Here is a 24613-nt window from a genome sequence, read left to right on the forward strand (position 1 = left end):
TTCTCAAACAATGGAGCCTCTACAAAATCCGGGGCGGTTCAGTTCATCGCGCTACTGATTAAACCATAGCCCCACATCCCACAAGTGAAGAAGTGGTAGCACAACCTGAGTTTAAGTCCGAGCTCAGGCAAGGAATTCATAAGGCGCGCGAGATTACTTGCAACGCACAACTTCCTGGGCTGCGGTCACCCCGACATTCGGATCGGCTCACTAATCCTGCGACAACGGACGTGCTGCCAGAAGCTTCATCGAAAAGTGTCATGTTCGATGCCGAAATCGATCATCAGGCACGTAATTGTGGAACTACGAGCGAACTTATAGACGTTCATAGACTTTGTTCTGAAATACCGATTTGGCCCTTAAAATAAAGTTTTGGACCCTTGTCATCATTGGCATCTAGAGATGTTGGGAGCAATAATTACAGCATAAATTAAATTTAAAAACATCGTAAGTCAACCGTGCCCACACGCGGCGCACGTCTTACTGATGTGAAGGAGACTACGATGCGTATCTATACGCAGCGTCCCATTGAGGAACGTGGAAGGCATGCTCCAGCATGCAGTAAGCACCGCGCGGCAAACGGCTACTTCCAACTCGAGCCCCCTCGGCAACCGAGCTCTACTAGGCGAACGGTGAGGACCGGCAGACCGTACTTTCGACTGTCTGCGCCTGGCCTTGGTACACCTATCTTAGCGGATAGCAATCGCGACACCTGCATTTGCCGTGCTCTACCCAGTATGGCTGCCGAAGAACGGTTCATTTGGTCGTTGCTATTTTGCGGCAGGGTTTACCATGAGTACTGATCACGGCACATGAATGTTCAGTCATCGCGGTTACTCAAAAGCGGGCTCACTTTATCTTCGACTACACTGACTCCCAAGCTCCCATCATGCAAGACATACAGAATTTTACTAGGCAGTCCGACAAGCCATGGCTCACCTATTATCCTGATGGTGTTCCTGCCGATATCGATTTTAGCTCGTCAACTTCGCTCCTGGACTTGATCGAAGAAAGTGTCAATCGATTTGCCAATCGCCCAGCTTATTCATATATGGGCGTCGAAGTAACTTATGCTGCTGCGGACAAATTAAGCCGCGCGCTATGCGCGTATCTTCAGCAACTAGGGCTTCGAAAAGGCGATCGTGTCGCCATTATGATGCCAAATATTCCCCAGTATCCAATCGCGGTTGCGGCAATCCTAAGGGCCGGACTCGTGGTGGTCAACGTCAATCCGCTTTATACTGCTAGAGAATTACAGCATCAGCTGCAGGACAGTGGTGCTCGCGCCATCATTATTATCGAGAACTTTGCCGCTACACTCCAGCAGTGTCTTGCACGAACTTCAGTCAGCCACATTGTGCTCGCGTCACTAGGCGATTTGCTCGGACTCATCAAAGGCAGTATGACTAATCTGGTCGTACGCAAGTTTAAGAAAATGGTTCCGCCGTTCAGTTTGCCAGACGCTGTCCGGTTTAACCAAGCAATTTCGCATGGTCAGAGGCTACCCCAAACTCACGTTTCTGTGGACGGGAACGATATAGCAGTACTGCAATATACGGGAGGCACGACGGGCGTGTCCAAAGGCGCGACGTTACTTCACCGAAATATCCTGGCAAACGTGCTTCAGAGTGAATTATGGTATGCGCCAGCCACGAAACTTATTCCGGCGAACGAGCAGCCTGCGATCGTGTGCGCATTGCCGCTATATCACATCTTCGCTTTCACAGTCTGTATGTTGCTAGCGATGAAAACCGGAGCAAAGCTTATCCTTATCCCAAATCCTCGGGATCTTAAAGCTGTGCTTACCGATTTGTCCAAGCATACAGTCCATGTTTTCCCGGCAGTAAACACGCTGTTCAATGGTTTGGTAAACCATCCTGCATTCGGTACCGTCGATTGGACAAAACTAAAGCTTTCGCTTGGTGGCGGTTCGGCAGTGCAGTCAGCGGTCGCGAAGATTTGGCTTGAGAAGACTGGGTGCGCAATATGTGAGGGATACGGTCTGTCAGAGACATCGCCAACCGCGACATGCAATCCAACGACGATTACAGCATACACGGGCACAATCGGTGTGCCCGTTCCCGCAACGCTTGTGAAGTGCATCGGAGCGGACGACAGGGAAGTGCCGATTGGGACAGCCGGCGAGATCGCGATCAAGGGCCCGCAAGTGATGGCAGGATATTGGCAGCGCCCGGCTGAGACAGCGGCAGTAATGACTGCCGACGGCTTCTTCAAGACAGGTGACATCGGGATCATGGACGAGTATGGATTCTTCCGGATCGTCGATAGGAAAAAAGACATGGTACTCGTGTCAGGCTTCAATGTTTATCCAAACGAGATCGAAGACGTCATGGCGCTGCTACCTGGAGTTATGGAGTGCGCAGTGGTGGGTGTGCCCGATGAACGCACTGGCGAGGCAGTCAAACTTGTGATCGTCAAGAATGATCCTGCATTGACCGAAACGCAAATACGAGAATATTGCCGCGCTAATCTTACCGGTTATAAGCAGCCGAAACTGGTCGAGTTTCGCAAGGAGCTACCGAAAACCCCTGTCGGAAAAATCTTGCGCAGAGAGTTGCGGTAACGCTTAGCTTCTCGCTTTCTCTTGCGTGGCAAGTTTGACGGCCTGGCTGCGAATGAATCGTAAGGAGCAGATCGAGCATCTGCTCTATTATCTACTCCTTTGGCCGGACCGCCAACCGGGTTCGAACGCCTCATCGAAATATAGCGACGCCTAGCATGATGTACTTCGTACACGGTATCTAACGCTTCCCAATCTGTTAAATTTGATCGGCGCTATCGCTACGATATTTGAAGTTCATCCGCAAGTTTTCTCAGCCTTTGGCTCGCCGCTATTTTTGCCAACTATAGCGGCCTGAGCACATTCCGCCCTGACTCTACAGAAGCTTGGGATGCATCCGCAAGCTTCTCGCATCGCTTAGTTACCTATCAGATAATACCTTCGTGCCTCTTCTACCTGTGCCGGCCAGCCTGTGAGCATACCGCACCGCGTCGTGAGATTCTCATGATAGGGCTATAGCTCGCTATTGCATTGGCTTATCATCGCAACCGATTTCGCCTACATCATGCCGTCTGCATTGCGTTAGAGCATAACAAAAATCAGACTAAGGTTGCAAAGCGACCGTCTATGTCTAGAAGTAGCGCGACGTGTTGGCGATGTATCGACTGGCCTGAAAAATAAAGCTTTAGTCCCGTGCGATCATTGGCGAATTTTGATGCAGAGTGCAAGATCCGAGGCACGATGTTGGAAACGAAATCAAAAAATCATTATATTAAACTCATTAGCCTTAACGTGCGGTTATGTGATTGAAACGCTGACTAAGGAAATAGGTTTCCGTAATTTCTGACGGAAGTGTCTTTCATAAAAATTTTCGTTTCAATGTTTTTCAGAAGACTGAAACGTTCGATTGCCACAGATTTTTTGCTAAAGGGCGCTCCCCATCTCTGCATTTGACAATCTAGCTTTCCAGACGATTACGATCTAATCGAATTAGTAGCTTTGAGTTCGCTGCGATATTCGATGGATATTGAGTATGCTTCGATATCAGTCCGCACGAGTCAAATTAATGAATTTTGGCATTGCCTACTTGATTTAGGACGGATTTCAGATTCTTGTTCACTTTGTCTATTTTGATCTATTTATAGGCATGAAAAGATAATTTTAATAGGTCGGTAGTTCGACGGTTAAATACAAATTTGATTCACTATTCATACCGAGGAATTTTTTAATGAAATTTTTCGCCCGTAGTTACTTTTTTTTACTGGCAGTTATAGGAGCTGGACTCATTCTCAGCGGTATCTGGCTGATCTGTTTAGGAGGGACGTCGTTCTACACGTTGTTCGGGGGATTGCTGACGGTCGCTGCTACCCAAGCCCTGCGCCGTAAGCCGTCGGCGTTGGTATTTCTAGCTACTGCACTCATATATTGTGTTGCGTGGTCATTGTATGAGGCTGGCCTGCGTTTTTGGGACCTTTTTCCTCGGTTGCTGGCACCGCTGGCACTTATTGGAAACGGTTTTGCACTAGCCCCGGTCATCGTTGGCGAAAAGGGCCGTCGCGTAAGCAGAATCTCGGCAGGGATTTGTGGACTATGCTTCTTAGGAATGTTCGCAGCCGCCTTCGTGCCGCATCCAACCGTCGAAGCTGTGCCATCAGCGAGTTACGCGGAGCATAAAGGAAATAACGCTCCAGGGAACTGGACATCTTATGGAAGAACGACTGAGGGCTTGAGATATACGAGCTATGATCAAATCAATCGCAAAAATGTAACGCAATTGAAGCCGGCTTGGACGATACGGACCGGAGACACTGGTCCGGGTATCGATCAAAACACTCCTCTCCAAATCGGTGACATGCTGTATAGCTGTACGCCAAATAATATCGTTATCGCACTCGACGCCGATACAGGCGCCACGCGCTGGAGATTCGATCCACACGCCAAGTCTCCCTTTTGGCAGCGATGCCGTGCAGTAAGTTATCACCAGTCATCCACGGCGACGGGCGTCTGTGCTAGCCGAATCATCATGACGACAATTGACGCGCGCCTGATCGCTCTCGACGCAAAAACCGGTCAATTGTGCCCTGATTTTGGTAACCACGGCGCTGTTTCGTTGGCGAATGGAATGGGGGGCATGGCCCCGGGTTTCTATTTCCAAACTTCAGCACCTCTCGTTGCCCGCAACGTTATCGTCATAGGTGGATGGGTCGTAGATAACCAGCAGGTCGGCGAGCCATCTGGGGTAATCCGCGCTTTTGACGTGACAACCGGCTCACTTGTATGGGCATGGGACTTAGGTAATCCGTCGATTACGCGTGAGCCGCCGCCGGGGCAAACTTATACGCGTGGTACGCCGAACATGTGGACGACGGCGAGTTATGACGATCGCTTAGGGCTAATTTATGTTCCCTTGGGTAACGCGACGCCGGACTACTATGGTATCGAACGTCCAGATTGGGCTGATCGCTACAATTCTTCGCTAGTTGCGCTTGACGTTAGTACAGGCCGGGAGCGTTGGAAATTCCAAACTGTTCACCATGATCTTTGGGATTACGACCTGCCTGCGCAGCCCGCATTGGTCAATCTGGCGGGCAACGTTCAGGCTTTGCTTTTATCGACTAAGCGTGGTCAGCTATTTCTTCTCGACCGTGCAACCGGCAAGCCATTGAGCCGAGTTGTCGAGAAACCGGTTAACACATCAGGTGGAATTCCGGGAGAGCGGCTTTCCCCAACCCAGCCCTATTCGGAGGACATGCCTGTGATAGCTGAGCAACTGAGCGAAACTCGTACTTGGGGAATGACGATGTTCGATCAATTAGCATGCCGAATTGCGTTCCGGAAGGACCGCTATACTGGCGACTTCACTCCGCCAGGACTGACAAAGTCCATTCAGCATCCAGGTAATATCGGCGGCTTCAACTGGGGAAGCATGTCTGTCGATATCGAAAATAATCGTGCCTTCATGAACGATATTCGTGTGCCGATGGAAGTGCAATTGATGACGCGGTCCGACTTTAACCAATTTATCAAAGGTCGTGCACCACAAACAGACGGTCACGGTCCGTCCCCACAGCTTGGCACACCTTATGGAGTTAATCTGGATTTGTGGATGACTAAGCTCGGCGTTCCTTGCTCGCGTCCGCCATTCGGCACTATCACCGCGATCGATCTGAATACCCACAAGATTGTTTGGCAGGTACCGGCTGGAACGTCTGAACAGCTAGGACCGTTTGGGCTCAAGTCGCATCTGAAGATGCCAATTGGTATGCCGACTTACGCTGGTACGAGCACGACAGCAGGTGGTCTTGTATTTTTCGCCGGCTCACAGGACTACTACTTGCGCGCTTACGATGCAACTGATGGAAAAGAATTATGGCGTTATGCCTTGCCAGTTGGGTCGAGCGCTACACCTGTGACATATATCTCACCGAAAACAGGAAAAGAGTATGTCGTTATTTCAGTAGGTGGGGCGGCTCACTCGAAAGATCGCGGCGATTACGTAATTGCCTTTAGTATCGAAAAGAAAAGTTGATATACCGATTCATGAGCCGCCATTCCTAAGGAAGGTAGCGACTCATCTGCCGCTTAGTGAAATTAACAATTGACGACTTTGTTTTCCCGTTTTGTTGAAGAGATAATCGTATTAGATTTCGCATGGAGTTACCAAGAAGAAAAACTGAATTTATGAGAATAAATCGTCCCGTTGCTTTTATATAATTTCCGTGGTGCGGTATGCTAAATACAAGCCAAATAGTTATTGAGATTATCAAACTCCGAGCGGCTGGTGAGTCGTTCGGACGCATCGCTCACTGGCTGAATGAGCGCGGCTTGCGAAGCGAATACGGAGGTCGATGGTACGCGGCAAGCGTGCGTAACGTAATTATAAGGAATTGAGTGCATGCATCATGGATGCGATTAATTATATAGACAAGAAAATTTAACCTCGGGATTTATCAAGATTAAAATTGGAGGTTTTATGGATTTGCAACGGAATCGCTCTGTTGCAATTATTGGGGCGGGAACAATCGGTTTGTCTTGGGCAGTTTTGTTCGCTACGCGCGGTTGGCGAGTATGCATTTTAGATCCTCATCCCGATCTTCAAGACGCAGTCAAATATGCTGTAAATGAAGCGGTACCGACTTTGAAAGCGCTCGGTATCGATGTCGACAAGGATGCCACTGTTGGAAAAATCGTGATCGCGACCTCGCTAGAAGAAGCTGTCGGAGATGTGGATCTTGTACAGGAAAATGGACCTAAACGCCTGGAGTGGAAGCGCGAACTATTTGCAAAGCTCGAGAAATTCACCACAGACCGCACTGTGCTTGCAAGTTCCAGTTCGTCGAGATCCGCAAGTGCGATTAGCTTCGATATTGCTGACGGTAGTCGGATCATCGTCGATCACCCGTACAATCCGCCGCATGTCATGCCAGTCGTCGAAGTCGTTCCTGGTAATAAAACTTCGGAAATTACGACAATGCGTGCAATGGAGATTTACGCTTCGCTCGAACGGGAGCCGATACTGGTCAAGGAAGAAATTCCTGGCTTCGTCGGGAATCGCTTGCAACTCGCTCTTCTTCGGGAGGCGCTTTATCTGGTCCATGAGGAGGTTATTGATCCAATTATGTTGGACCGATTGATGAAAGGCTCGCTTGGTGTGCGTTGGGCTGCCATCGGGCCGCTCGCCGCTATGCGTCTGGGTGGAGGACCGGCGGGCGCAGCGCATTTGATGGAAAATGTTGGCAAGGAAATGGAACACATTGAGCTCAAATTGCTCAAGTCCGACGAGATGGTAATAGCAGCTAACGCGGTAGACCGAGCCTATGAAGATAATGACTATGCATCGGCTGCGGCGATTGCCGGACTAGCTCAAATCTCGCTACTTCATGCATTGAAAAAGGCGAAGGTATGAAAAGTGAACATAATTCCTGCGGCCCCTTAGACGGTCTCCGTGTAGTTGAATTAGGTCATTAGCTCGCGGGGCCTATGGCAGCCATGCTGTTGGCGGATCAGGGTGTAGACGTTGTATCTATTCGTCGACCAGGAAAGGCAATCGTCCATCCTGTCGAGTTTGTTTTGGAGCGGAACAAGCGCTATGTGGAGATCGACCTCAAGACTGAGAGTGGTGTCCACGAAGCGTTGTCCTTGATTGATGGAGCGGATGTGGTCATCGAAAACTTCCGGCCCGGCGTCTTGGCGAAACTGGGGCTGGGCTACGAAGAGGTCAGAAAGAGAAATCCTCAAATCATCTACGTGTCATCGCCCGGCTTCGCGTCATCCGATCCTAGAGCAGCGATGCAAGGATGGGAAGGCGCAATTTCGGCAGCTGCTGCGCTCTACACCGACATCTCGTTCTGGGGAGCTGCATTTTCGTTGCCCCCGGTGTTTACTGCGTTACCGCTTCCATCGACGTATGCCGCACTACATGCCGCAATCGGCACTGTGGCAGCGGTAATCGGCCGTCTGCGTGACGGCCGCGGCGATTACATCGAAGCGCCTTTGTTGGACGGCGCCATGTCAGCGGCCGCTGGCCCATTGCTGCGTACAGATGGGCAGCCTAAGCGTTACAACGACCCTGGGTTGCCGACCTTCATCATCGATCACCTGCATCTTCGACGAATACCTCAAGCATCTGCTCAGTTCATTGAGCGCTTTCTGGACACGCAGATGCCGCCTTTTTTTCGAAATTATCGTTGCGGTGATGGGCGCGAGGTATTCATCACGGTCATTGACAACGTCGGTCATATTGAAAAGCTGCTAAGTGCAATGGATCTTGCCGACGAGATCGATGCAATGGGGCTGAGGCGAGGGAACGTTTTGGATATGCCTCCCAGCAGTGACAACATCTACGCTTACCGCACGACGACTGCTGGACTAAAAAAACTGGCAGAGCGGATCGAGAAAAAATTTCTTACTCGATCAGCTTTGGAGTGGGAGGATTGGCTCAGCAAACATGGCGTGCCTGCTGCAGTGCAACGGACGACGGCCGAGTGGGCCGCGTTCATGCCCATACGCGCGGCCGGGATCGTTGTCGAACAAAGAGATCGCAACGGCGACGCGATTCTCGCGCCGGGTCAATTGGTCGATGTCGTCGCGTCCAGCCATGGATCCAGAGAACTCGACGACAATACCGCGGCTCCACGCTTTGAGGGATGGCACGCTGAACAGCGATTTTTAGCAAATGCACCGCCACCTAGCGCAGCGCTGTCCGCGCCGCTGGACGGTTTGCACATTTTGGATTTGGCGAACGTGATTGCTGGGCCGGTCGCGTCGCGAGCCCTAGCTGAACTTGGAGCCAGTGTTTTGCATATCGATCCGGAAGATCCAAAGATGGGACCTAGGATGCTCCTATGGATCGGTCAAGAGGTAAATCAAGGTAAGCAAGCTGCGATCATCGACTTGAAAGCCGACGAAACCCGACCGTTGGTGGATAAGCTGATCGCATGCAGCGACGCTATCATCTATGACAAGTTGCCCGGTCAGACCGTCAGCTTGGGTGTCGACCCGGCTCGAGTCCATGGAGTCAATTCTGGCTGCGTAGTGATAGTGGTTACAGCGTATGGAGGATCTCGAGGAAAAGGCTGGGAAGACCGGCCTGCCTATGACCCCGTTGTCCAAGCCATGTCTGGGATCATGCTTCGTTTCGGTGGTCTCGGAACCTCTGAAGTGCATGGTGTCGCCGCTATGATCGACTACTTTACAGGCTTCGCTGGGACATTGGCGACCTTATGCGGGCTGGTTTCGCGTCAGCGAGGTGCCGAAAATGTCGTGACGCGCACGTCATTGGCGCGCATGGCAGCTTGGGTCCAAATTCCCTTCGTTACCGGACGGCCCGTACCAGAGCCCATCGGCCAAGCCGAACGCGGTTGGCATGCTCTCGACCGATTGTACCGCACGTCCGATGGCTGGATTTACTTGGCCGTAGAGCCTGAAAACTGGTCGATCGTTCGCACGACTTTCGAGACAGCGCTATCAATCGAGTTGCCCGATCATTGGGAAGACGCGGCGGGCGCGTTGGCCAAGGCCTTCGACTGGCATAAAACCAGCGAAGTGGTAACGTTGCGATCACCGGTCATCACGATGCAGGCAGTCCATGACGTTTCGAGCCTTCGAAAAGGCCCATTGCGGGATGACTGGCAAAACACGCCAGTCACCAATGATCTCCTATCCGAACGCGTCTTACTGACAAAACAGGGCGGAGAAAGGGGTGATCTTTACATTCCCGACTGCACTTGGCTTCGTTGGGCCAGTCGTCCTCGTTTGCGTCTGCATCACCTTCCAGGCGAGGACACGATCGCGGTGCTACGCGAGCTGACAGGAAGCGTTCCTCACGAGCTTCCCAATGGCGTTTTGACCGGCTGGATTCTCACTACTGGCCCATTGCCAGCTTGACCACTTGGACATATGTCGACCGTTACGATGAAAGAATCGAAGGCCCTACCGTACGTGAGCACGCCGCTTCACACACCTAGCTATCCGGCAATGCTTCCCATTCATAACTATCTCGACGGTGCGACCTTCGTATGATGGCGCGAGGTATTTTAAGGCGGACATGCCATAACGACAAAAGAAATAGTAATCTATGTGCAACGTTATGGTCGCCAATGCGGCTAGTCAAGACGAGCTGCTTTTTGCAGTTTCGTCTTCCACGTCAATCGCGTCTTTTTGCACACACAATGAAACGACAAGAATCGAATTCGCTCACCATAACTTGTCCGGCACTAGCGTCGGGCATATTGCTCACCGGATGCACCTCCCGAGGTGCGCCATCCTTCATGCTGTTCGGCGCGTATTTTCCGTCATGGCTGTTAAGCGCCATAGTTGGTGTTGCCGCAATGCTGATCGCGCACCGCGTGCTTGTGATGACAGGATGGGGGCGTGTCGTACCTCTTCAGCTTTGGGTGTGTGCTGCGATCGGCGTCGTTGCCGCAGTGTTCCTCTGGTCTTCAATGACGGGGCAGTTTTGATGAAAATGGCGGGCATGAATAAAAAAGCTAATTGGAAAGGCCGTGTAGCAGCGGTCATCGTCATCGCAACCGGTGTAGCGGCGCTATGGTATGCGCTCGGAAGGAATTCGCGCTATCCCTCGACCGATGACGCCACGATCGACGCAGACGTTGTACATGTGGCTTCGCCCGTCGGTGGCCGGATCGTACGTATCGCGGCTGAGGAGAATTCGTATGTCGCAAAAGGCTCGGTGCTGTTCGAGATCGATCCGGTTCCGTATCGGCTCACGGTCGCACAGGCGCAGGCCGACGTCGAATTGGCACGCGCGGCGCAGGCAACGCGGGATCGCTCCGTCATCGCCGAAAAGTCGACGGCTGCGGTTGCCGATGAACAGATTCGTCGAGCGGCCCAAAACTATGGCCTTGCGGTCCGCACCGTCGAGCGCTTGCGGCCCCTCAAGGACAAGGGTTACGTACCGGTTCAGCAGTACGATCAGGCGGTTGTCGCGATGCATGATGCTGCGGTTTCCCTGGCTCAGGCTAAAGAGCAGTCCCGTGCGGCCTACCGCACCGTCGGCAACGATGCCGACGCGGTCGCAACCCTGCACGCACGCGAAGCTGCATTGGAGCGCGCTCAACACGCGCTCGACGATACCGTCGTACGCGCCCCTTTCGACGGCTATGTGACCGGTCTTTCGGTGCTGGCAGGCGAAACGGTAGCGCCCGCTCAGTCCATTTTTACGCTGATCCACACGAATGAATGGTTTTCAGTCGCAAATTTCCGTGAGACTTCGCTCGGTGCGATCGCGGTAGGTGACTGCGCGACCGTCTATTCGATGATCGACCGCAGCCAGCCGATCAGCGGCAAGGTAGTCGGTATCGGCGCCGGTATTACGGACCCCGACCGGATCAACTTGCCGCACGCTTTGCCATACGTGCAAAAGTCGGTGAACTGGGTACGCGTCGCGCAGCGCTTTCCGGTTCGTGTTCGCCTCGTGGCGCCGCCCGAAAAACTGATGCGCATCGGCGCTAGTGCAGTGGTCGAGGTTCACCATGGCCACACCTGCCAGTGACATTGCGGCGCCACGGCCGGCTGAAATCGTGGCGCTGCTCGCGCCGTTTCCGGGACGAAGCGCGCTGACCACCCGCATGGCCTTGATATGCGCTCTAACCGTGCTCATTACAAGCACATACGGAACGCCTGAAGCGGCTATCTCTGCTTATATCGTCTTTTTTATCAATCGCTCCGATCGCGTCAGCAGTGTGATCGGTTCGGTCGGTGCTATGGTGCTTGTGACCGTCGTCGTTGGATTGGTGCTCCTGGTCGCGATGTTTTCCGTTAATGTGCCCGCGGTGCGGCTCGCGTGTATGGCGGTCTTGTCGTTTGCTATGTTGTTTCTTACCTCAGCCAGCAAGCTGCGACCAGTCGGCGCGATCCTTTCGATGATCGTCGGCTTCGGACTGGATGAACTGGGTCTATTGCCTGCCGGCGAAGCGGCAACGCGCGCTGTCCTGTATGCATTGCTGATGGCGTTGATCCCCGTCGGTGTAGTCATTGCGGTGAATCTGGTGATTGGGCCATCGCCGCGTAAGCTCTTTGGCAAAGAGCTTGCAAAACGTCTCAGAATTGCTGCTCGCATGCTCTCAGATCGTATTACGGATGAGGACCGTATTGCCTTCGATACGGCGTTGCGCGCCAACAACCATGGAGTGCAAACCTGGCTAAAGTTGTCCAAATTCGAGGGGACAGCCACGGCTGAAGATGTTAATGCGCTGCGCCATGCGATGGCGTCGACGACCGGAATTATGGTGGCCGTCGATCTTGCCGTACAGGAACCGGACGCTTGCCTCCCTGCTGCAATGTCGGCTTTGCTCGCTAGCACACTCGAACAGATGGCCGCGATCCTTGAAGCAGGGGGATATCCGGTAGACATCACACTGGATGCGCCCGACGTTTCCATGTTGACGCCCGTAGGCGCGATCATTTTCGATGATATACGCAGCGCGATCGAAAATTTCTCAATACCCGAGACCAAACCTGACCATACGGGTAAAGGTGAGCTTTCCAAGCACAGCGGGTTCTTCGACGACGACGCAGTTTCCAACCCCGACCATGTGCGCTTTGCATTTAAAACCACGATGGCGGCAATGTTCTGCTACCTGTTGTATCAACAACTGGACTGGCAAGGAATCCATACTTGTTTCATTACCTGTTATCTGGTGTCGCTGGGTAGCACTGCCGAGACATTGGAAAAGCTCACGTTACGCATCGTCGGCTGTCTCGTGGGCGCTCTGCTTGGAACAGCAGCCCTCATCTTTTTGCTGCCTTTATTCACCTCCGTTGGTGAACTTGTGTTCCTAGTCTTCGCAGGCGCCTGGTTGGGTGCCTGGGTCGCTGTCGGATCTCCGCGAATCGCTTATGTCGGAATGCAAACGGCGTTCGCATTCTTTCTGTGCGTGCTGCAAGGTGCCGGGGTGAGTGCTCTGCAAGTTGCCGGGCCAGGCTTCGACTTGACGATCGCACGCGATCGCCTAATCGGTATTCTGATCGGTAACGTCGTCATTTACTTCGTTTTCACGCGCGTCTGGCCGGTCAGCGTGAAGAAGCAAGTCGATACCCTGCTGGCTGCAGTTGTCGACACATGGATCCGCATTGCACGCAGCGCCGACCCCAACACACGGCGTTCGCTGGCGGCAAGCGCACTGTCACAATATGCCGAGTTGCGCGAGGATCTGGGACTCATGCATTATGAGCCATCCGCGGTCAGACCGCGCCCGGCCTGGATCGCCAGCCGACAGCGCGCGCTCGCAGAACTCGAAGCGATGGAAGCGCCTCTGTATTTTGCCGAAGGCCGTGCAATCGCCGAAACGGATGCGCGAGTGCACGCTATCGCGCGGAACATCGGCGCCGATCAGACGGAGCTGCCAAGCATCCCCGACAAAGCCGATCCGCCCGTGCGGCAGCCAGGCGGCGACCCTTCCGCGGCGGCTCCCGTCGATGCGCTCTTACGCTTGATCGATGCGCGTCTCACCCGTGTCAGAGCTGCCACGCCACTACCGCCATCAGAAGAGACAGAAAGTAATGTGCATTCGTGAACCAAAGCTTTTGATTATCGCCTTGGCTGCAGCCACACTAGCCGGCTGCGCGGCGCCTACGCTCGAAGTAGCGCCGAAGAGGCTTTCGCTCGACCTTGCGCCCCCGGCGCCGGACCGTCCTTGGCCACCTCAAATTAACGCTTCCGGCGATATCGTGCCGGGACGGCCACGCGGTGACGCTGCCGCTACGCGCGCCGGCTATACCTTGCCCGACAGTCCTGCACTGGCAACGGTGCCGGCCGCACAGGAGTTCGACGCCAACCATCCATATACGTTGCTGGAGTTGATCGATCTTGCGGAATCCGCCAATCCGACAACGCGCATCGCCTGGAACGATGCGCGCAACGCCGCGCTCGCGGCCGACATTGCCAAGTCCGCATATTTACCGCAAATTACCGCAACCGCGATGGCCGGTTATCAAAAGGCACATGGCACCACTTCAACGCAGCTGGGCAGTATCGACAACGACCCTACCGCACACGGTACGGTCGAAGTACTTAGTCTTCAATGGCTGCTGTTCGATTTTGGGGGGCGTCGAGCACGCCTCGATGCGGCCAAAGATGCATCGGTTGCGTCGAATATCGCCTTCACCGCCGTGCACCAGCAAGTAATTTACGACGTCAGCGTCGCGTATTACGCGTATGAAGCTGCGCGCTCTCGTGCGCGCACCGCTGTGCTGGCGCTGGACAACGCAGACGAGATTCTTGCTGCAGCGCGTGCGCGTTTCAAGCAGGGGATTGGTACGGTCATCGAAGTGTCACAGGCAGCGCAAAATCGTGCGCAGGCGAACTTCGCGCATGTGCAGACCGAGGGTGCAGAAAAAGACAGTTATTTCAGCTTGATTTCGGCACTAGGCATTTCCCCGCTCTCGAAACCCAAGATCGCCGAGTTGCCGGTTCGCACCCTGTCGCGGACGCTGGAGCGATCCGTTGACGAGATCGTTGAAGACGCGATCGCGCGGCGCCCCGACGTGCAAGCGGCATACGCCCTGGCCCAAGCGAGCCAGGCAAAAATCCGCGCGGATGAGGCGGCGTTCAAGCCTAAGGTGTTTATGTCCGCGTCGGTCGGAAATAGCACCGGACACACCTCGGTGACTGCGATTCCGTCGATCGGAGATCAGTCGGCAACAGTGAACTTGAACGGCAGCCGCCGCAATGCCAGCGTGTTCATCGGCGTGACGGTTCCCATTTACGACGGAGGGCTGCGCTCATCTGTGTTGATGCAGGCGCGTAACGATGCGGACAGCGCCTCGGAAAGGCTGAACCGAACCAAGCAGGATGCGGTCCGTCAGATCGTGGTGTCTCAGAACGCGCTGCGCTCCAGCCTCGCGTCTCACGAGGCCGCCAAGGGATTGGTTGACGCCTCGCAGACGACTTACGACGCGGCACTCGATGCGTACAAACACGGCGTAGGCTCGATTACCGATGCCCTGCTGGCACAGAATCAGCTGTACATCGCCCAAAACGCCCGTGCGGATAGCTACAGCGTGACCCTATCCGCTGCGGCAACGCTAGCGCTTGCGACGGGGATGATCGGAGAGGGGAGAGCGGCCTGGTAGCGGCACGGCCGTTCAGCGGGGCATAGACGAGACTCTCAGTAGCAGGAATCAAGCGCTCTCGTGTCGAAACGCGCTTGGCGGCACACCATACCACCGCTTGAATGCTTGCGAAAAGCTCGACAGGTCGCTGAAGCCAAGCCGCGCCGCCACCTCGGTCAATGTCAATTTACCGTCATTAATCAGTTCTTTTGCGAGTGCGGCGCGGTATTCTGCCAAGAGAGTTCGGAATGTGGTGCCCTCATCTTGCAGCCTACGCTTCAAAGTACGCGGACTGATATTCGTCACGCGGGCCATCGTCTCTAGGTCCGGCAACTGGCTGCTCGGCGCTGCGACCAGATACTGGCGAACCAGGGCGGTCGCGCCGGCTTGTGCGCGTCGACGCTCCAAAAGCTGGCCGCACATTTGCTCACACATCGACGCATTGATCGGGTTTGCCTGTGGCAGGCGGCGCGCCAGGAATTCTCGTCTAAATACCAGGCTATTCTGCTTGGATCTATATTCCGGTATCACTTGAAAAGCACGACCAATGGCTTGCGCCACCTCCGGCGAACGGCTGTCATCGTATTTCAGCGTGAAGTGCGTCAGAGAAAATCCCGTCCCGGCCATTTCGTGCAGAAGCACTGCAGCAGCAACGATTTCTCGTTCTGTCAAAAAGCGTCGCAATTCCGGCTCAAACTTGGGTTCATCGAAGCTCAGCACGGCGAGATCTTCTTCTTCATGATAGGTGACCGTCGTGAACGCAGAGGTGAGGGGCAGGTAGCGGAGCGCTCTATCGATTGCTTCTCCTGTGGTAGCGCTACTGATCAAACCGTAGCCCCACATGCCGAAAGTCGAAAAGTGATAGCGCAAGCCAACTTGGAGTCCGAGGCCGTCTGGGAAATTTAGAAGACGCAGAAGATTTTTTGCGACATGCAACTCTTGAGATGCGGTCAGCTGCACATTAGGATCGGCCAGCTGGGCTTGAGACAAGTTGCTTCCTGCCAGCAACTTGGCTGATGAAAGACCGCGCTCGCTGCCGAAATCGAACAGCAGGCGAGCGCTTGCAGGCCCGCGCGCAAAGTTACTCAGGTTCATCATTAAATTTTTCAAATCGTCGACCTGGCCCAAATCATAAAATTTTCGTCCTTATGCGCCATTGGCTCAGGAATAATACAAGCGCAATATGGAGAGCATAAAACAAATTGCAACGTTCCGTAGGTCTCGCGCGTGCCAACCACAGCTCTCTGGACTCCACATCGACAACGCCCTGGGGTGAAGCGCAGACCTCGATAGTCCGCTGCTGGCAGTGGTTTCACGTCGTCTTACTGGCGTCTGGGCTTTACAGCAGGAGAACTGGCAAACATCTTACGCCGTGAAATCAAGCACCTGAATCGATAAAAATTTGTTACGACCGATCGACTGTTAGCGAAAAAGTGCTCGCCGATAAAACCTGTTATTTACCGGATTTAAATTTTTTTATGACCGATACAATAGCGGAGAGTGTAATTGAATACTTGGGTAATCTGCAGGAAGTGGGAAGATTCGAATTCCTAACTGGCCGGGATCGTGCCGCTATTGTCGACGTCAAAACCGGCGTGATCGTTGAAGCAGACCCGGCATTTCCCAGAGGTGAATTGTTGATGTGCGAGCGGAAGAATGGATCGCGTTCATTGATTGAGACACGCAGACTGGTCCAGCGCGTACTTGCGCGTCAGGCTTTAAAACGATCGATTAACGACGGTGGGCGGATCAGAGAGCACTACCACAACGTTGTAGACAGCTTTCACCGTAAAACCGGATTTGACCCTAAATTCTGATCAAGACTGCTTGTCTTATCGGGAACGGCTCTACTATTCCTAGTCGTTGCTTGATAAAACAGCAAATAAAATTGACACCACCTATCGCATATGCTCCCTTTTTCGACAGGCGTTCTAGATCCTCGCGGGTCGGTCGCAGCCAACGAACTTCTCATTCTGCAGAACGCCACCCTGGTCATGCTGGCATTGATCGTCCCGATCATCGTCTTGACGCTGGTATTCGCCTGGTGGTTTAGGGCCGGCAACAAACGCGCCAAGCGCAAGCCTGACTGGAATTACTCGGGCGCGCTCGAAGTCGTGAACTGGATGGTGCCGCTGATGATCATCCTGTTCCTGGGCGGCATGGGCTGGATGGCGGCGCATGCGCTCGACCCGGCCAAGCCGCTGCCGGCGCAGTCGGGACCAGGCGCGCCGCTGGAAATCCAGGTCGTGTCGCTCGACTGGAAATGGCTGTTCATCTACCCGGGCGCCGGCGTCGCCACGGTCAACCACCTGGTCGTGCCGGCCGGGCGCGTGCTGCACCTGCAGCTGACGTCCGGCAGCGTCATGAACAGCTTCTTCGTGCCGCAACTGGGCAGCCAGATCTACACGATGGCGGGGATGACGACCACGCTGTATCTCCAGGCCGATCATCCCGGCACCTTCCCCGGCCGCTCGGTCCAATTCAGCGGCGACGGCTTTTCCGACATGCGCTTCGACGTCGACGCCGTCGCGCCGTCCGACTACGAGGCCTGGCTGGCGCGCACGCGCGCGAGCGGCGCGCGCCTGGACGCCGCCGGCTATGCGGCGCTGGCCCGACCGGGTACCAGCGCCGCGCGCGACTACCAGCTGGCCGAACCGCGCCTGTTCAACACCATCCTGGCTGCGTCCATGTCGCCGGCATCCTCGTCACCTCATTGAAAGCGCTTCCCATGCTAGGCAAACTCGATTGGTCTGCGATCCCGACCAACCAGCCCCTTCCACTCGTCGCCGCCGGCGTCGTGGTGCTGTTCATGCTCGGCGTCGCCGTCTGGATCACCAAGCGCGGCTGGTGGAGCTACTTGTGGACGGAATGGATCACCAGCGTCGACCACAAGCGGATCGGCGTGATGTACGTGCTGCTCGCGCTGGTGATGCTGATGCGCGGCTTTGTCGACGCGCTCATGATGCGCTCGCAGCAGGCGATCGCGGTCGGCGCCCACCAGGGTTTTCTCCCGCCCGAACATTACAACCAGATCTTCTCGGCGCACGGCACCATTATGATCTTCTTCGTCGGCATGACCTTCATGGTCGGCCTGATGAATTTCGTCGTGCCGTTGCAGATCGGCGCGCGCGACGTGGCGTTCCCGACCTTGAACTCGGTCAGCTTCTGGCTGACCGCGTCCGGCGTCCTGCTGCTCAACCTGTCGCTGGTCATCGGCGAGTTCGCGCGCACCGGCTGGCTGGTGTATCCGCCGCTGTCCGAGCTGGCCTATTCGCCCGGCGTCGGCGTCGACTACTACCTGTGGGCGATCCAGATCGCCGGCGTCGGCACGCTGCTGTCCGGGATCAACCTGACCGCCACCATCCTCAAGATGCGCACGGTCGGCATGGGTTACATGCGCATGCCGATCTTCTGCTGGACCGCGCTGACGGCCAACCTGCTGATCATCGCGGCGTTCCCGATCCTGACCGCGACGCTGGCCATGCTGACCCTCGACCGCTACCTCGGCTTTCACTTCTTCACCAACGACTTCGGCGGCAACGCCATGATGTACATAAACCTGATCTGGGCCTGGGGCCACCCGGAGGTGTACATCCTGATCCTGCCGGCCTTCGGCGTGTTCAGCGAAGTGATCGCCACCTTTTCCGGCAAGGGGATCTTCGCCTACCGCTCGATGGCGGCGGCGGCGCTGGCCATCTGCGTGCTGTCGTTCATGGTCTGGCTGCACCACTTCTTCACGATGGGCGCCAGCGCCGACGTCAACGGCTTCTTCGGCGTCATGACGATGATCATCGCGGTGCCGACCGGCGTGAAGGTGTTCAACTGGCTGTGGACGCTGTACGGCGGCTCGATCCGCTTTTCGGTGCCGCTGATGTGGGCGCTCGGCTTCATGGTCACCTTCATCATCGGCGGCATGACCGGCGTGCTGCTGGCGATCCCGCCGGTCGACTTCATCACCCACAACAGCCTGTTCCTGGTGGCGCATTTCCACAACGTGATCATCGGCGGCGTGATCTTCGGCGCCTATGCCGGCTACAACTACTGGTTCCCCAAGGCCTTCGGCTTCACGCTGCATGAAGGCTGGGGCCGCGCCACCTTCTGGTGCTGGCTGGTGGGCTTCTATCTTGCCTTCATGCCGCTCTACCTGCTTGGCCTGATGGGGGCGACGCGGCGCATGCAGCACTATTCCGAAGCGGGCTGGCAGCCGCTGATGATCGTCGCGCTGGGCGGCGCGCTGTGCATCCTGGCCGGCATCGGCTGCACGATCGTCCAGCTGTTCGTCAGCATCCGCACGCGCGAACAGCGGCGCGACCTGACCGGCGATCCGTGGAACGCCCGCTCGCTCGAGTGGGCCACGCCGTCGCCGCCGCCGCCATTCAACTTCGCCACCCCGGTCAAGGTGGACGGGCTCGACACCTTCTGGGAAGCCAAGCGCAAGGGCTTGCCGGCGCCGGGCCTGCCCGAGCTGCCGGTGCCGTCCGCCATCGAGGTGCCCGAGCGCACCGGCACCGGCTTCTTCGTCGCCTTCTTCGCGACCGGCTTCGGCTTCGGCATGGTCTGGCACATCTGGTGGATGGCGATCGCCAGCCTGCTCGGCATCGTCGCCGTGGCCTTGAAGCTGGCCTGGCGCCGGGTCGACGAAACCGATGTCGACGGCGCTGCCGTGGCGGCGTTCTACGCGGCGCAGTACGCGACGCATGCCCAGGAGGCCGCATGAGCGCCGTGATGAAGGAACCGATACAGACGATCGAGCGGCCGGTGCCGCGCTCGCAACGCGGACCGGCGCCGACGCGCGTGACGGTCACCTATGGCATGTGGCTGTTCCTGCTCAGCGACATCGTCATGTTCGCGGCTTTCTTCGCCGCCTTCGTGGTCCTGCGCGACCACACGGCGGGCGGCCCCTCGGGGCGTGCGCTGTTCGAGCGCCGCGACGTGCTGATCGAGACGGCCTGCCTGCTGTTTTCCAGCTTCTCGTGCGCGCTGCAGGGCCTGGGGGTCGAGTACCGCAACAAGACCGTCACCTATATCGCCGCGGCGGTGACGCTGGCGCTCGGCGCGGCCTTCATGGTGCTGGAGCTGTCGGAATTCGCGCGCATGATCGGCGAAGGCGCCGGCCCGGATCGCAGCGCCTTCCTGTCCGGCTTTTTCGCGCTGGTCGGCCTGCATGGCCTGCACGTGGCGTGCGGCATGTTCTGGCTGATAGTCATGCTGGCGCAGGTCGCCACGCTCGGCTTCTCGCCCAAGGTGGTGCGGCGCCTGCTGTGCTTCAACCTGTTCTGGCACGCGCTCGACATCGTCTGGGTCGGCGTCTTCACCGTTGTCTATCTGGGAGCATTCACATGAAAACCGACGTGCAGGAAAGCCGCCACGACGAACGTCCCAGCGCCCCCGCCGATATACGCACTAGCCTGCTGAAATACACCGGCGGCCTCGTGTTGTCGATCATCCTGACGGGCGTGTCATTTTGGGCGTCGGCAAGCGGTGTAGTTTGGGCTGGCGGCCTCCCGGTACTGTTGGCAGCTCAGGCGATAGCGCAGATGGGAGTGCACCTGTTAATGTTCTTGCACATTTCTAGCGGCCCCGAAAGCGCCAACAACATCATGTCCTTGGCGTTTGGCGTGTTTGTCGTTGCTTTGGTAATTTTTGGCTCAATAATTATCATGAACAATCTAGATGGGAGAATGAACGACATGCCAACTGATTCGCACTCTGCGATGATCTCGCTTGATTCGCATGGCTAATTCTGAACGTCGGTATTTCGATCCCGAGATTCACCCACTGACTCAGCTATTTTCTCTCAAATGACTAGTATTATCTCAGAACGAGTCGTCCGTTTCTTAGTCAGTCAAGAGCAAGGACGATTCGAATTTGTGACTGATAGAGTACGTCTAGCTATAGCCGACATCAAGACTGGATCAATTATCGAAGTAGACCCGAATTTTCCTGGCGGTGAGATGCTAAAGTGCGAGCTCGCGGACGGTACACGTATGTCAATTTACACAAAAAAACTCGTTCAGGAAGCGCTTTCCAGGGGCGCTGTTAAGCTTACACTCGTCAATAAAAGTCGGGTTAAGAAAAACTATCAAAATTTACTCGAAGATTTTATTCAGAATACGAATTTTACATTTTAATGCAACGAAAATTTGCAAGCGATGGGCAGAGCAGCAGATCGTTTGATTTAACATGATCAAGCACAGTGCCGGAATCAGCATCGCTGGCAATTTTCGGCGCTGGCCTAACCGGCTTGGGAGCTCTGCGTTGTCGTAAATCGAAGTGATTTGCCATGTTACTGTCAAATAATCAAATCGATGAGGCTAAATGCGCGATCCACGCATAAAGTAGCGCAACCAAACAGCAAAGCATCACGGTCGCCCAGCATTTTCCTTAAAAGTCATTGTTCCAATTTTTTCAACATTAACGACTTGGGCAGGGATTGCTTGCTCGGTCAGAACCACAAATATGCTCTCGCGACCTCACCACTTCCTTGCCTACCTCCCATTTTTCTACTTTGCGTCGGCCTCGGCCCAGCAGCAGGAGTCTGCACAGTCCGCTACTCAAGCCGCCGCACTTACCGGCTGTGTGAACATCGCAGACGACGCGCGGCGCCTGGCTTGCTACGACCGCCTAGCGAGCGCAAACGCGGTCGCGCCACAAGCGGCGTTCGTGGCTAGCGCACCGTCTACGCCGTCGGTCAAATCAGCTGCGCCAGGCGCCTCGGGTACTCAAGCCGCAGCCGCCGTGGTTGTCGTGCCCGCCAAGACGGCCGAGTCGCCGATCAAGGCCGTGGCCGACGCGGCGGCGCAACCGGTGTCGGGCTTCAGCCTGGCCGATTATTGGGAGCTCGACGCGGCACACAAGCGCGGCGTGTTCAACTTCCGCCCGCACACACCGACCTACCTGATCGCCACCCGCACCGCACATCCAAACGATGCGCCGTACCGGCCTTTCCGCGACATCAGCGACCTCGGCACCGGCCTGGCGCACTCGGAACTGGTGTTCCAGCTGGGCTTCAAGCTCAAGCTGATCGAAAACGCCTTCGACAAGCCGGTCGACCTGTGGTTTGGCTATACCCAGAACAGCTTCTGGCAGGCGTCGAACCATAGAGCGTCCAGCCCGTTCCGCGAAACCAATTACCAGCCCGAGCTGATGCTCGTGACGCCGCTGAACTTCAATGTACTCGGCATGCATGCGCGTCTCTTTAATCTGGGTATCGTGCACCAGTCGAACGGACAATCGTCGACGCTGTCGCGCAGCTGGAACCGGGTCTACGCCCAGGTTGGACTCGAGCGCGACGGGTGGACCGTGCTTGGGCGCGTATGGAAGCGCATCAACGAATCGGCGCGTGACGACGACAATCGCGACATCGTCGACTACATGGGCCGGGGCGACCTTAACGTCACCTATCGCCACGACGGCAACGATTACTCGGCGCTGGTGCGCCACAACTTCTCGACCGGGCGCGGCGCCGTGCAGCTGGGTTATGCATGGCCGCTGGTCGGCCACTTCAAGGGCTATGCCCAGCTGTTTTCGGGCTATGGGCAGAGCATGATCGACTACAACTACTACCAGAACGTGGCCGGCATCGGCTTGCTCGGCACGTTCTAAGTACCTGTTTTATTGGCAGTGCAGACGCGAGTGGGCGCGTAGTGGCGGAGACGGTCGAGTGCCGACTGAGGTGTACTGTCAATAACGGACACGCTTGTCTTAAGCCGCCTGCGGTTGTTCGCTGAAGGATTCGGCGAACAGCGCTGGCGGAACAAAACCGATGCGGGAATGGCGCCGCTGTCGGTTATAGAAAATTTCGATGTATTCCTGAATCGAGGCCTTCGCCTCAGCACGGGTGGCATAGCGGCGATGATGGACAAGCTCATTCTTCAGTGTGCCCCAGAAGCTCTCCGCAGGGTGGATGAAAAAGTTAACAGGGCGAGGAGCGATGCGTTCACCAGGTGCGCCGTCGCATCGCCGGGAAACCGAACGGCGATTCTGGGAGCAAATAGCAACAGGCATTACGAGTGAAAAGGCTGCCGAGGCAGTTGGCGTTTCGCAGGCGGTTGGAGCTCGTTGGTTTCGTCATAATGGTGGCATGCCACTTTCTATGTTGAGACCAGTATCCGAGAGGTACTTGTCGTTTGCGGAGCGAGAAGAGATTCGACTTCTTTCGTGTCAGGGCGTTGGAGTACGGGAGATTGCTCGCCGTATCGGACGTAGCGCATCAACAGTTTCCCGGGAGCTGAGGCGTAACGCTGCAACTCGCTGCGGCCGACTTGAGTATCGAGCATCCGTTGCACAGTGGAAGGCGGAACTGGTCGGTAGAAGACCCAAGCGTTAGAAACTGGTGACTAATCCACGGTTACACGCCTACGTTCAAGACCGTCTGGAGGGCAAGGTTCGTGACGCTAAGGGCCGTGAAATTTCTGGGCCACGGCCAGCGCCGTTCATAGGGCGAAATAAGCCGCATCGAGGTGATCGTAAATGGGGCACTGGTTGGTCGCCCGAGCAGATCTCCAACCGGCTTCAGACCGATTTTCCGGATGACGAATCCATGCGCATCTCTCACGAAGCCATTTACCAAGCACTCTATATCCAAGGCCGAGGCGCGCTCAAGCGCGAGCTGGTTAGTTGTCTGCGTACCGGGCGGGCGTTGCGCGTACCGAGGGCCAGGGCACAAGCCAAAGCCTGGGCACACGTAAGCGAGGACGTGATGATCTCGAACCGGCCAGCAGAAATCGAAGATCGTGCTGTACCGGGACACTGGGAGGGTGACCTGATCATTGGCCTGAATCGGTCTGCAATCGGGACGCTGGTCGAGCGATCAAGCCGATTCACCATGCTTGTCCACCTGCCTCGCGAGGGAGGCTACGGATTGATACCCAGGACAAAGAATGGCCCTGCGCTCGCTGGCTACGGAGCTATGACGATGACTAATGCGCTCAAGAATACCGTGACTGACATGCCTGCTCTTTTGTGGCAGTGGTTGACCTGGGATCGCGGCAAAGAACTGCCTGATCACGCTCGCTTCACGATCGAGTCTGGGGTGAAGGTATTTTTCGCCGATCCACACAGTCCATGGCAGCGCGGCACAAACGAATACACGAACGGCCTCCTACGGCAATACTTCCCAAAGGGTACAGACCTGTCTCGGTGGAGCTCTCGAGAGATTCAGGCCGTAGCCAATGCCTTGAATTCCAGACCGCGTAAAACGCTCGGTTGGAAGACGCCCGCTGAAGCACTGGACGAGTACCTAAAATCTGTTCAACAATCTAGTGTTGCGACGACCGGTTGAATCCGCCTTGGCTTCCACGGTCCGAGTGGTGGATCAGCCCTGGCGCCGGCCGCTTGTGGCTCATGGCGCGCCACAAGGCCTGCGTCGTCAGCCCCTGCGTCATGCGCTCGCCCATCGCGTAGCCGACGATCTCGCAGGTAAAAACGTCCTTCACGCCGGTCAGGTAAAGCCAGCCTTCAGCAGAGGGAATATAGGTGATGTCGGTCACCCACACTTCTTCAGGCCGGCTTGGCGCG

At 55.7% G+C, this 24613-nt stretch carries 17 protein-coding genes and 3 pseudogenes; 17 read left to right on the forward strand and 3 right to left on the reverse strand.

What is annotated here, in order from left to right; translation table 11 throughout:
• Window positions 1-889 precede the first annotated feature (889 nt).
• The 9 genes from QPK32_RS25585 (at window position 890) to QPK32_RS25620 (ending at window position 15115) form a co-directional block, all read left to right on the forward strand.
• Window positions 890-2584, forward strand: coding sequence for a long-chain-fatty-acid--CoA ligase (locus tag QPK32_RS25585; RefSeq protein ID WP_290415607.1), 1695 nt, complete (start codon window positions 890-892; stop codon window positions 2582-2584).
• A 1165-nt stretch (window positions 2585-3749) separates the two neighbouring features.
• Window positions 3750-6050: a membrane-bound PQQ-dependent dehydrogenase, glucose/quinate/shikimate family gene (locus tag QPK32_RS25590; RefSeq protein WP_290415608.1), complete on the forward strand. Its 2301-nt coding sequence runs from the start codon at window positions 3750-3752 to the stop codon at window positions 6048-6050.
• 200 nt (window positions 6051-6250) lie between these two features.
• Window positions 6251-6412 (forward strand): recombinase family protein, encoded by a 162-nt coding sequence (locus tag QPK32_RS26770; protein ID WP_374046789.1) that lies wholly within the window; start codon window positions 6251-6253, stop codon window positions 6410-6412.
• An 82-nt stretch (window positions 6413-6494) separates the two neighbouring features.
• Window positions 6495-7427 (forward strand): 3-hydroxyacyl-CoA dehydrogenase NAD-binding domain-containing protein, encoded by a 933-nt coding sequence (locus QPK32_RS25595; protein ID WP_290415609.1) that lies wholly within the window; start codon window positions 6495-6497, stop codon window positions 7425-7427.
• Between the two features lie 74 nt (window positions 7428-7501).
• Entirely contained in the window at window positions 7502-9907 is a 2406-nt protein-coding gene (locus QPK32_RS25600) for a CoA transferase (protein WP_290415610.1), read from the forward strand.
• 284 nt (window positions 9908-10191) lie between these two features.
• Window positions 10192-10482 carry a hypothetical protein gene (locus tag QPK32_RS25605; RefSeq protein ID WP_290415611.1) on the forward strand — a complete coding sequence of 97 codons (291 nt, stop codon included), beginning with the start codon at window positions 10192-10194 and terminating at the stop codon, window positions 10480-10482.
• Window positions 10482-11534 (forward strand): multidrug transporter subunit MdtN, encoded by a 1053-nt coding sequence (gene mdtN / locus QPK32_RS25610; RefSeq protein WP_290415612.1) that lies wholly within the window; start codon window positions 10482-10484, stop codon window positions 11532-11534. Before QPK32_RS25605 ends, mdtN begins: the two co-directional genes overlap by 1 nt.
• Window positions 11515-13557: an FUSC family protein gene (locus QPK32_RS25615; protein WP_290415613.1), complete on the forward strand. Its 2043-nt coding sequence runs from the start codon at window positions 11515-11517 to the stop codon at window positions 13555-13557. Before mdtN ends, QPK32_RS25615 begins: the two co-directional genes overlap by 20 nt.
• Window positions 13544-15115 (forward strand): TolC family protein, encoded by a 1572-nt coding sequence (locus QPK32_RS25620; RefSeq protein WP_290415614.1) that lies wholly within the window; start codon window positions 13544-13546, stop codon window positions 15113-15115. Before QPK32_RS25615 ends, QPK32_RS25620 begins: the two co-directional genes overlap by 14 nt.
• A 48-nt stretch (window positions 15116-15163) precedes the next feature.
• On the opposite strand, the gene QPK32_RS25625 is transcribed toward QPK32_RS25620, so the two are convergent.
• A complete protein-coding gene (locus tag QPK32_RS25625; RefSeq protein ID WP_290415621.1) occupies window positions 15164-16189 on the reverse strand; it encodes an AraC family transcriptional regulator in 1026 nt (341 codons plus the stop codon).
• Between the two features lie 338 nt (window positions 16190-16527).
• On the opposite strand from QPK32_RS25625, the gene QPK32_RS25630 reads away from it, so the two are divergent.
• The 7 genes from QPK32_RS25630 (at window position 16528) to QPK32_RS25655 (ending at window position 22699) form a co-directional block, all read left to right on the forward strand.
• The gene (locus QPK32_RS25630) at window positions 16528-16911 is read left to right on the forward strand and encodes a hypothetical protein (protein WP_290415615.1); all 384 of its coding nucleotides are present in this window, start codon (window positions 16528-16530) and stop codon (window positions 16909-16911) included.
• A 177-nt stretch (window positions 16912-17088) separates the two neighbouring features.
• Window positions 17089-17811, forward strand: a complete 723-nt coding sequence (locus tag QPK32_RS25635) for a COX aromatic rich motif-containing protein (RefSeq protein WP_290415616.1) — start codon at window positions 17089-17091, stop codon at window positions 17809-17811.
• Between the two features lie 11 nt (window positions 17812-17822).
• The gene (locus tag QPK32_RS25640) at window positions 17823-19811 is read left to right on the forward strand and encodes a cbb3-type cytochrome c oxidase subunit I (RefSeq protein ID WP_290415617.1); all 1989 of its coding nucleotides are present in this window, start codon (window positions 17823-17825) and stop codon (window positions 19809-19811) included.
• On the forward strand, window positions 19808-20437 hold the full coding sequence (locus tag QPK32_RS25645) for a cytochrome c oxidase subunit 3 (RefSeq protein WP_290415618.1): 630 nt from the start codon (window positions 19808-19810) through the stop codon (window positions 20435-20437). Before QPK32_RS25640 ends, QPK32_RS25645 begins: the two co-directional genes overlap by 4 nt.
• Window positions 20434-20835: a cytochrome o ubiquinol/quinol oxidase subunit IV gene (locus QPK32_RS25650; RefSeq protein ID WP_290415619.1), complete on the forward strand. Its 402-nt coding sequence runs from the start codon at window positions 20434-20436 to the stop codon at window positions 20833-20835. Before QPK32_RS25645 ends, QPK32_RS25650 begins: the two co-directional genes overlap by 4 nt.
• A 455-nt stretch (window positions 20836-21290) precedes the next feature.
• Complete coding sequence (locus QPK32_RS26775; RefSeq protein WP_374046790.1) at window positions 21291-21371, forward strand: PEP-CTERM sorting domain-containing protein; 81 nt, start codon at window positions 21291-21293, stop codon at window positions 21369-21371.
• A 461-nt stretch (window positions 21372-21832) separates the two neighbouring features.
• Window positions 21833-22699 (forward strand): phospholipase A, encoded by an 867-nt coding sequence (locus tag QPK32_RS25655; RefSeq protein WP_290415620.1) that lies wholly within the window; start codon window positions 21833-21835, stop codon window positions 22697-22699.
• A gap of 99 nt (window positions 22700-22798) precedes the next feature.
• Here QPK32_RS25655 and QPK32_RS25660 read toward each other — a convergent pair.
• Window positions 22799-22996 (reverse strand): annotated as a pseudogene (locus QPK32_RS25660) (IS3 family transposase); the annotation flags it as partial.
• A gap of 4 nt (window positions 22997-23000) precedes the next feature.
• Here QPK32_RS25660 and QPK32_RS25665 point away from each other — a divergent pair.
• Window positions 23001-24377, forward strand: a pseudogene (locus QPK32_RS25665) (IS30 family transposase).
• Window positions 24378-24384: 7 nt separating this feature from the next.
• Here QPK32_RS25665 and QPK32_RS25670 read toward each other — a convergent pair.
• Window positions 24385-24613, reverse strand: a pseudogene (locus QPK32_RS25670) (DDE-type integrase/transposase/recombinase); the annotation flags it as partial.

The organism is Massilia sp. YIM B02763 (genome assembly GCF_030412015.1).
GTDB lineage: Bacteria > Pseudomonadota > Gammaproteobacteria > Burkholderiales > Burkholderiaceae_D > Telluria.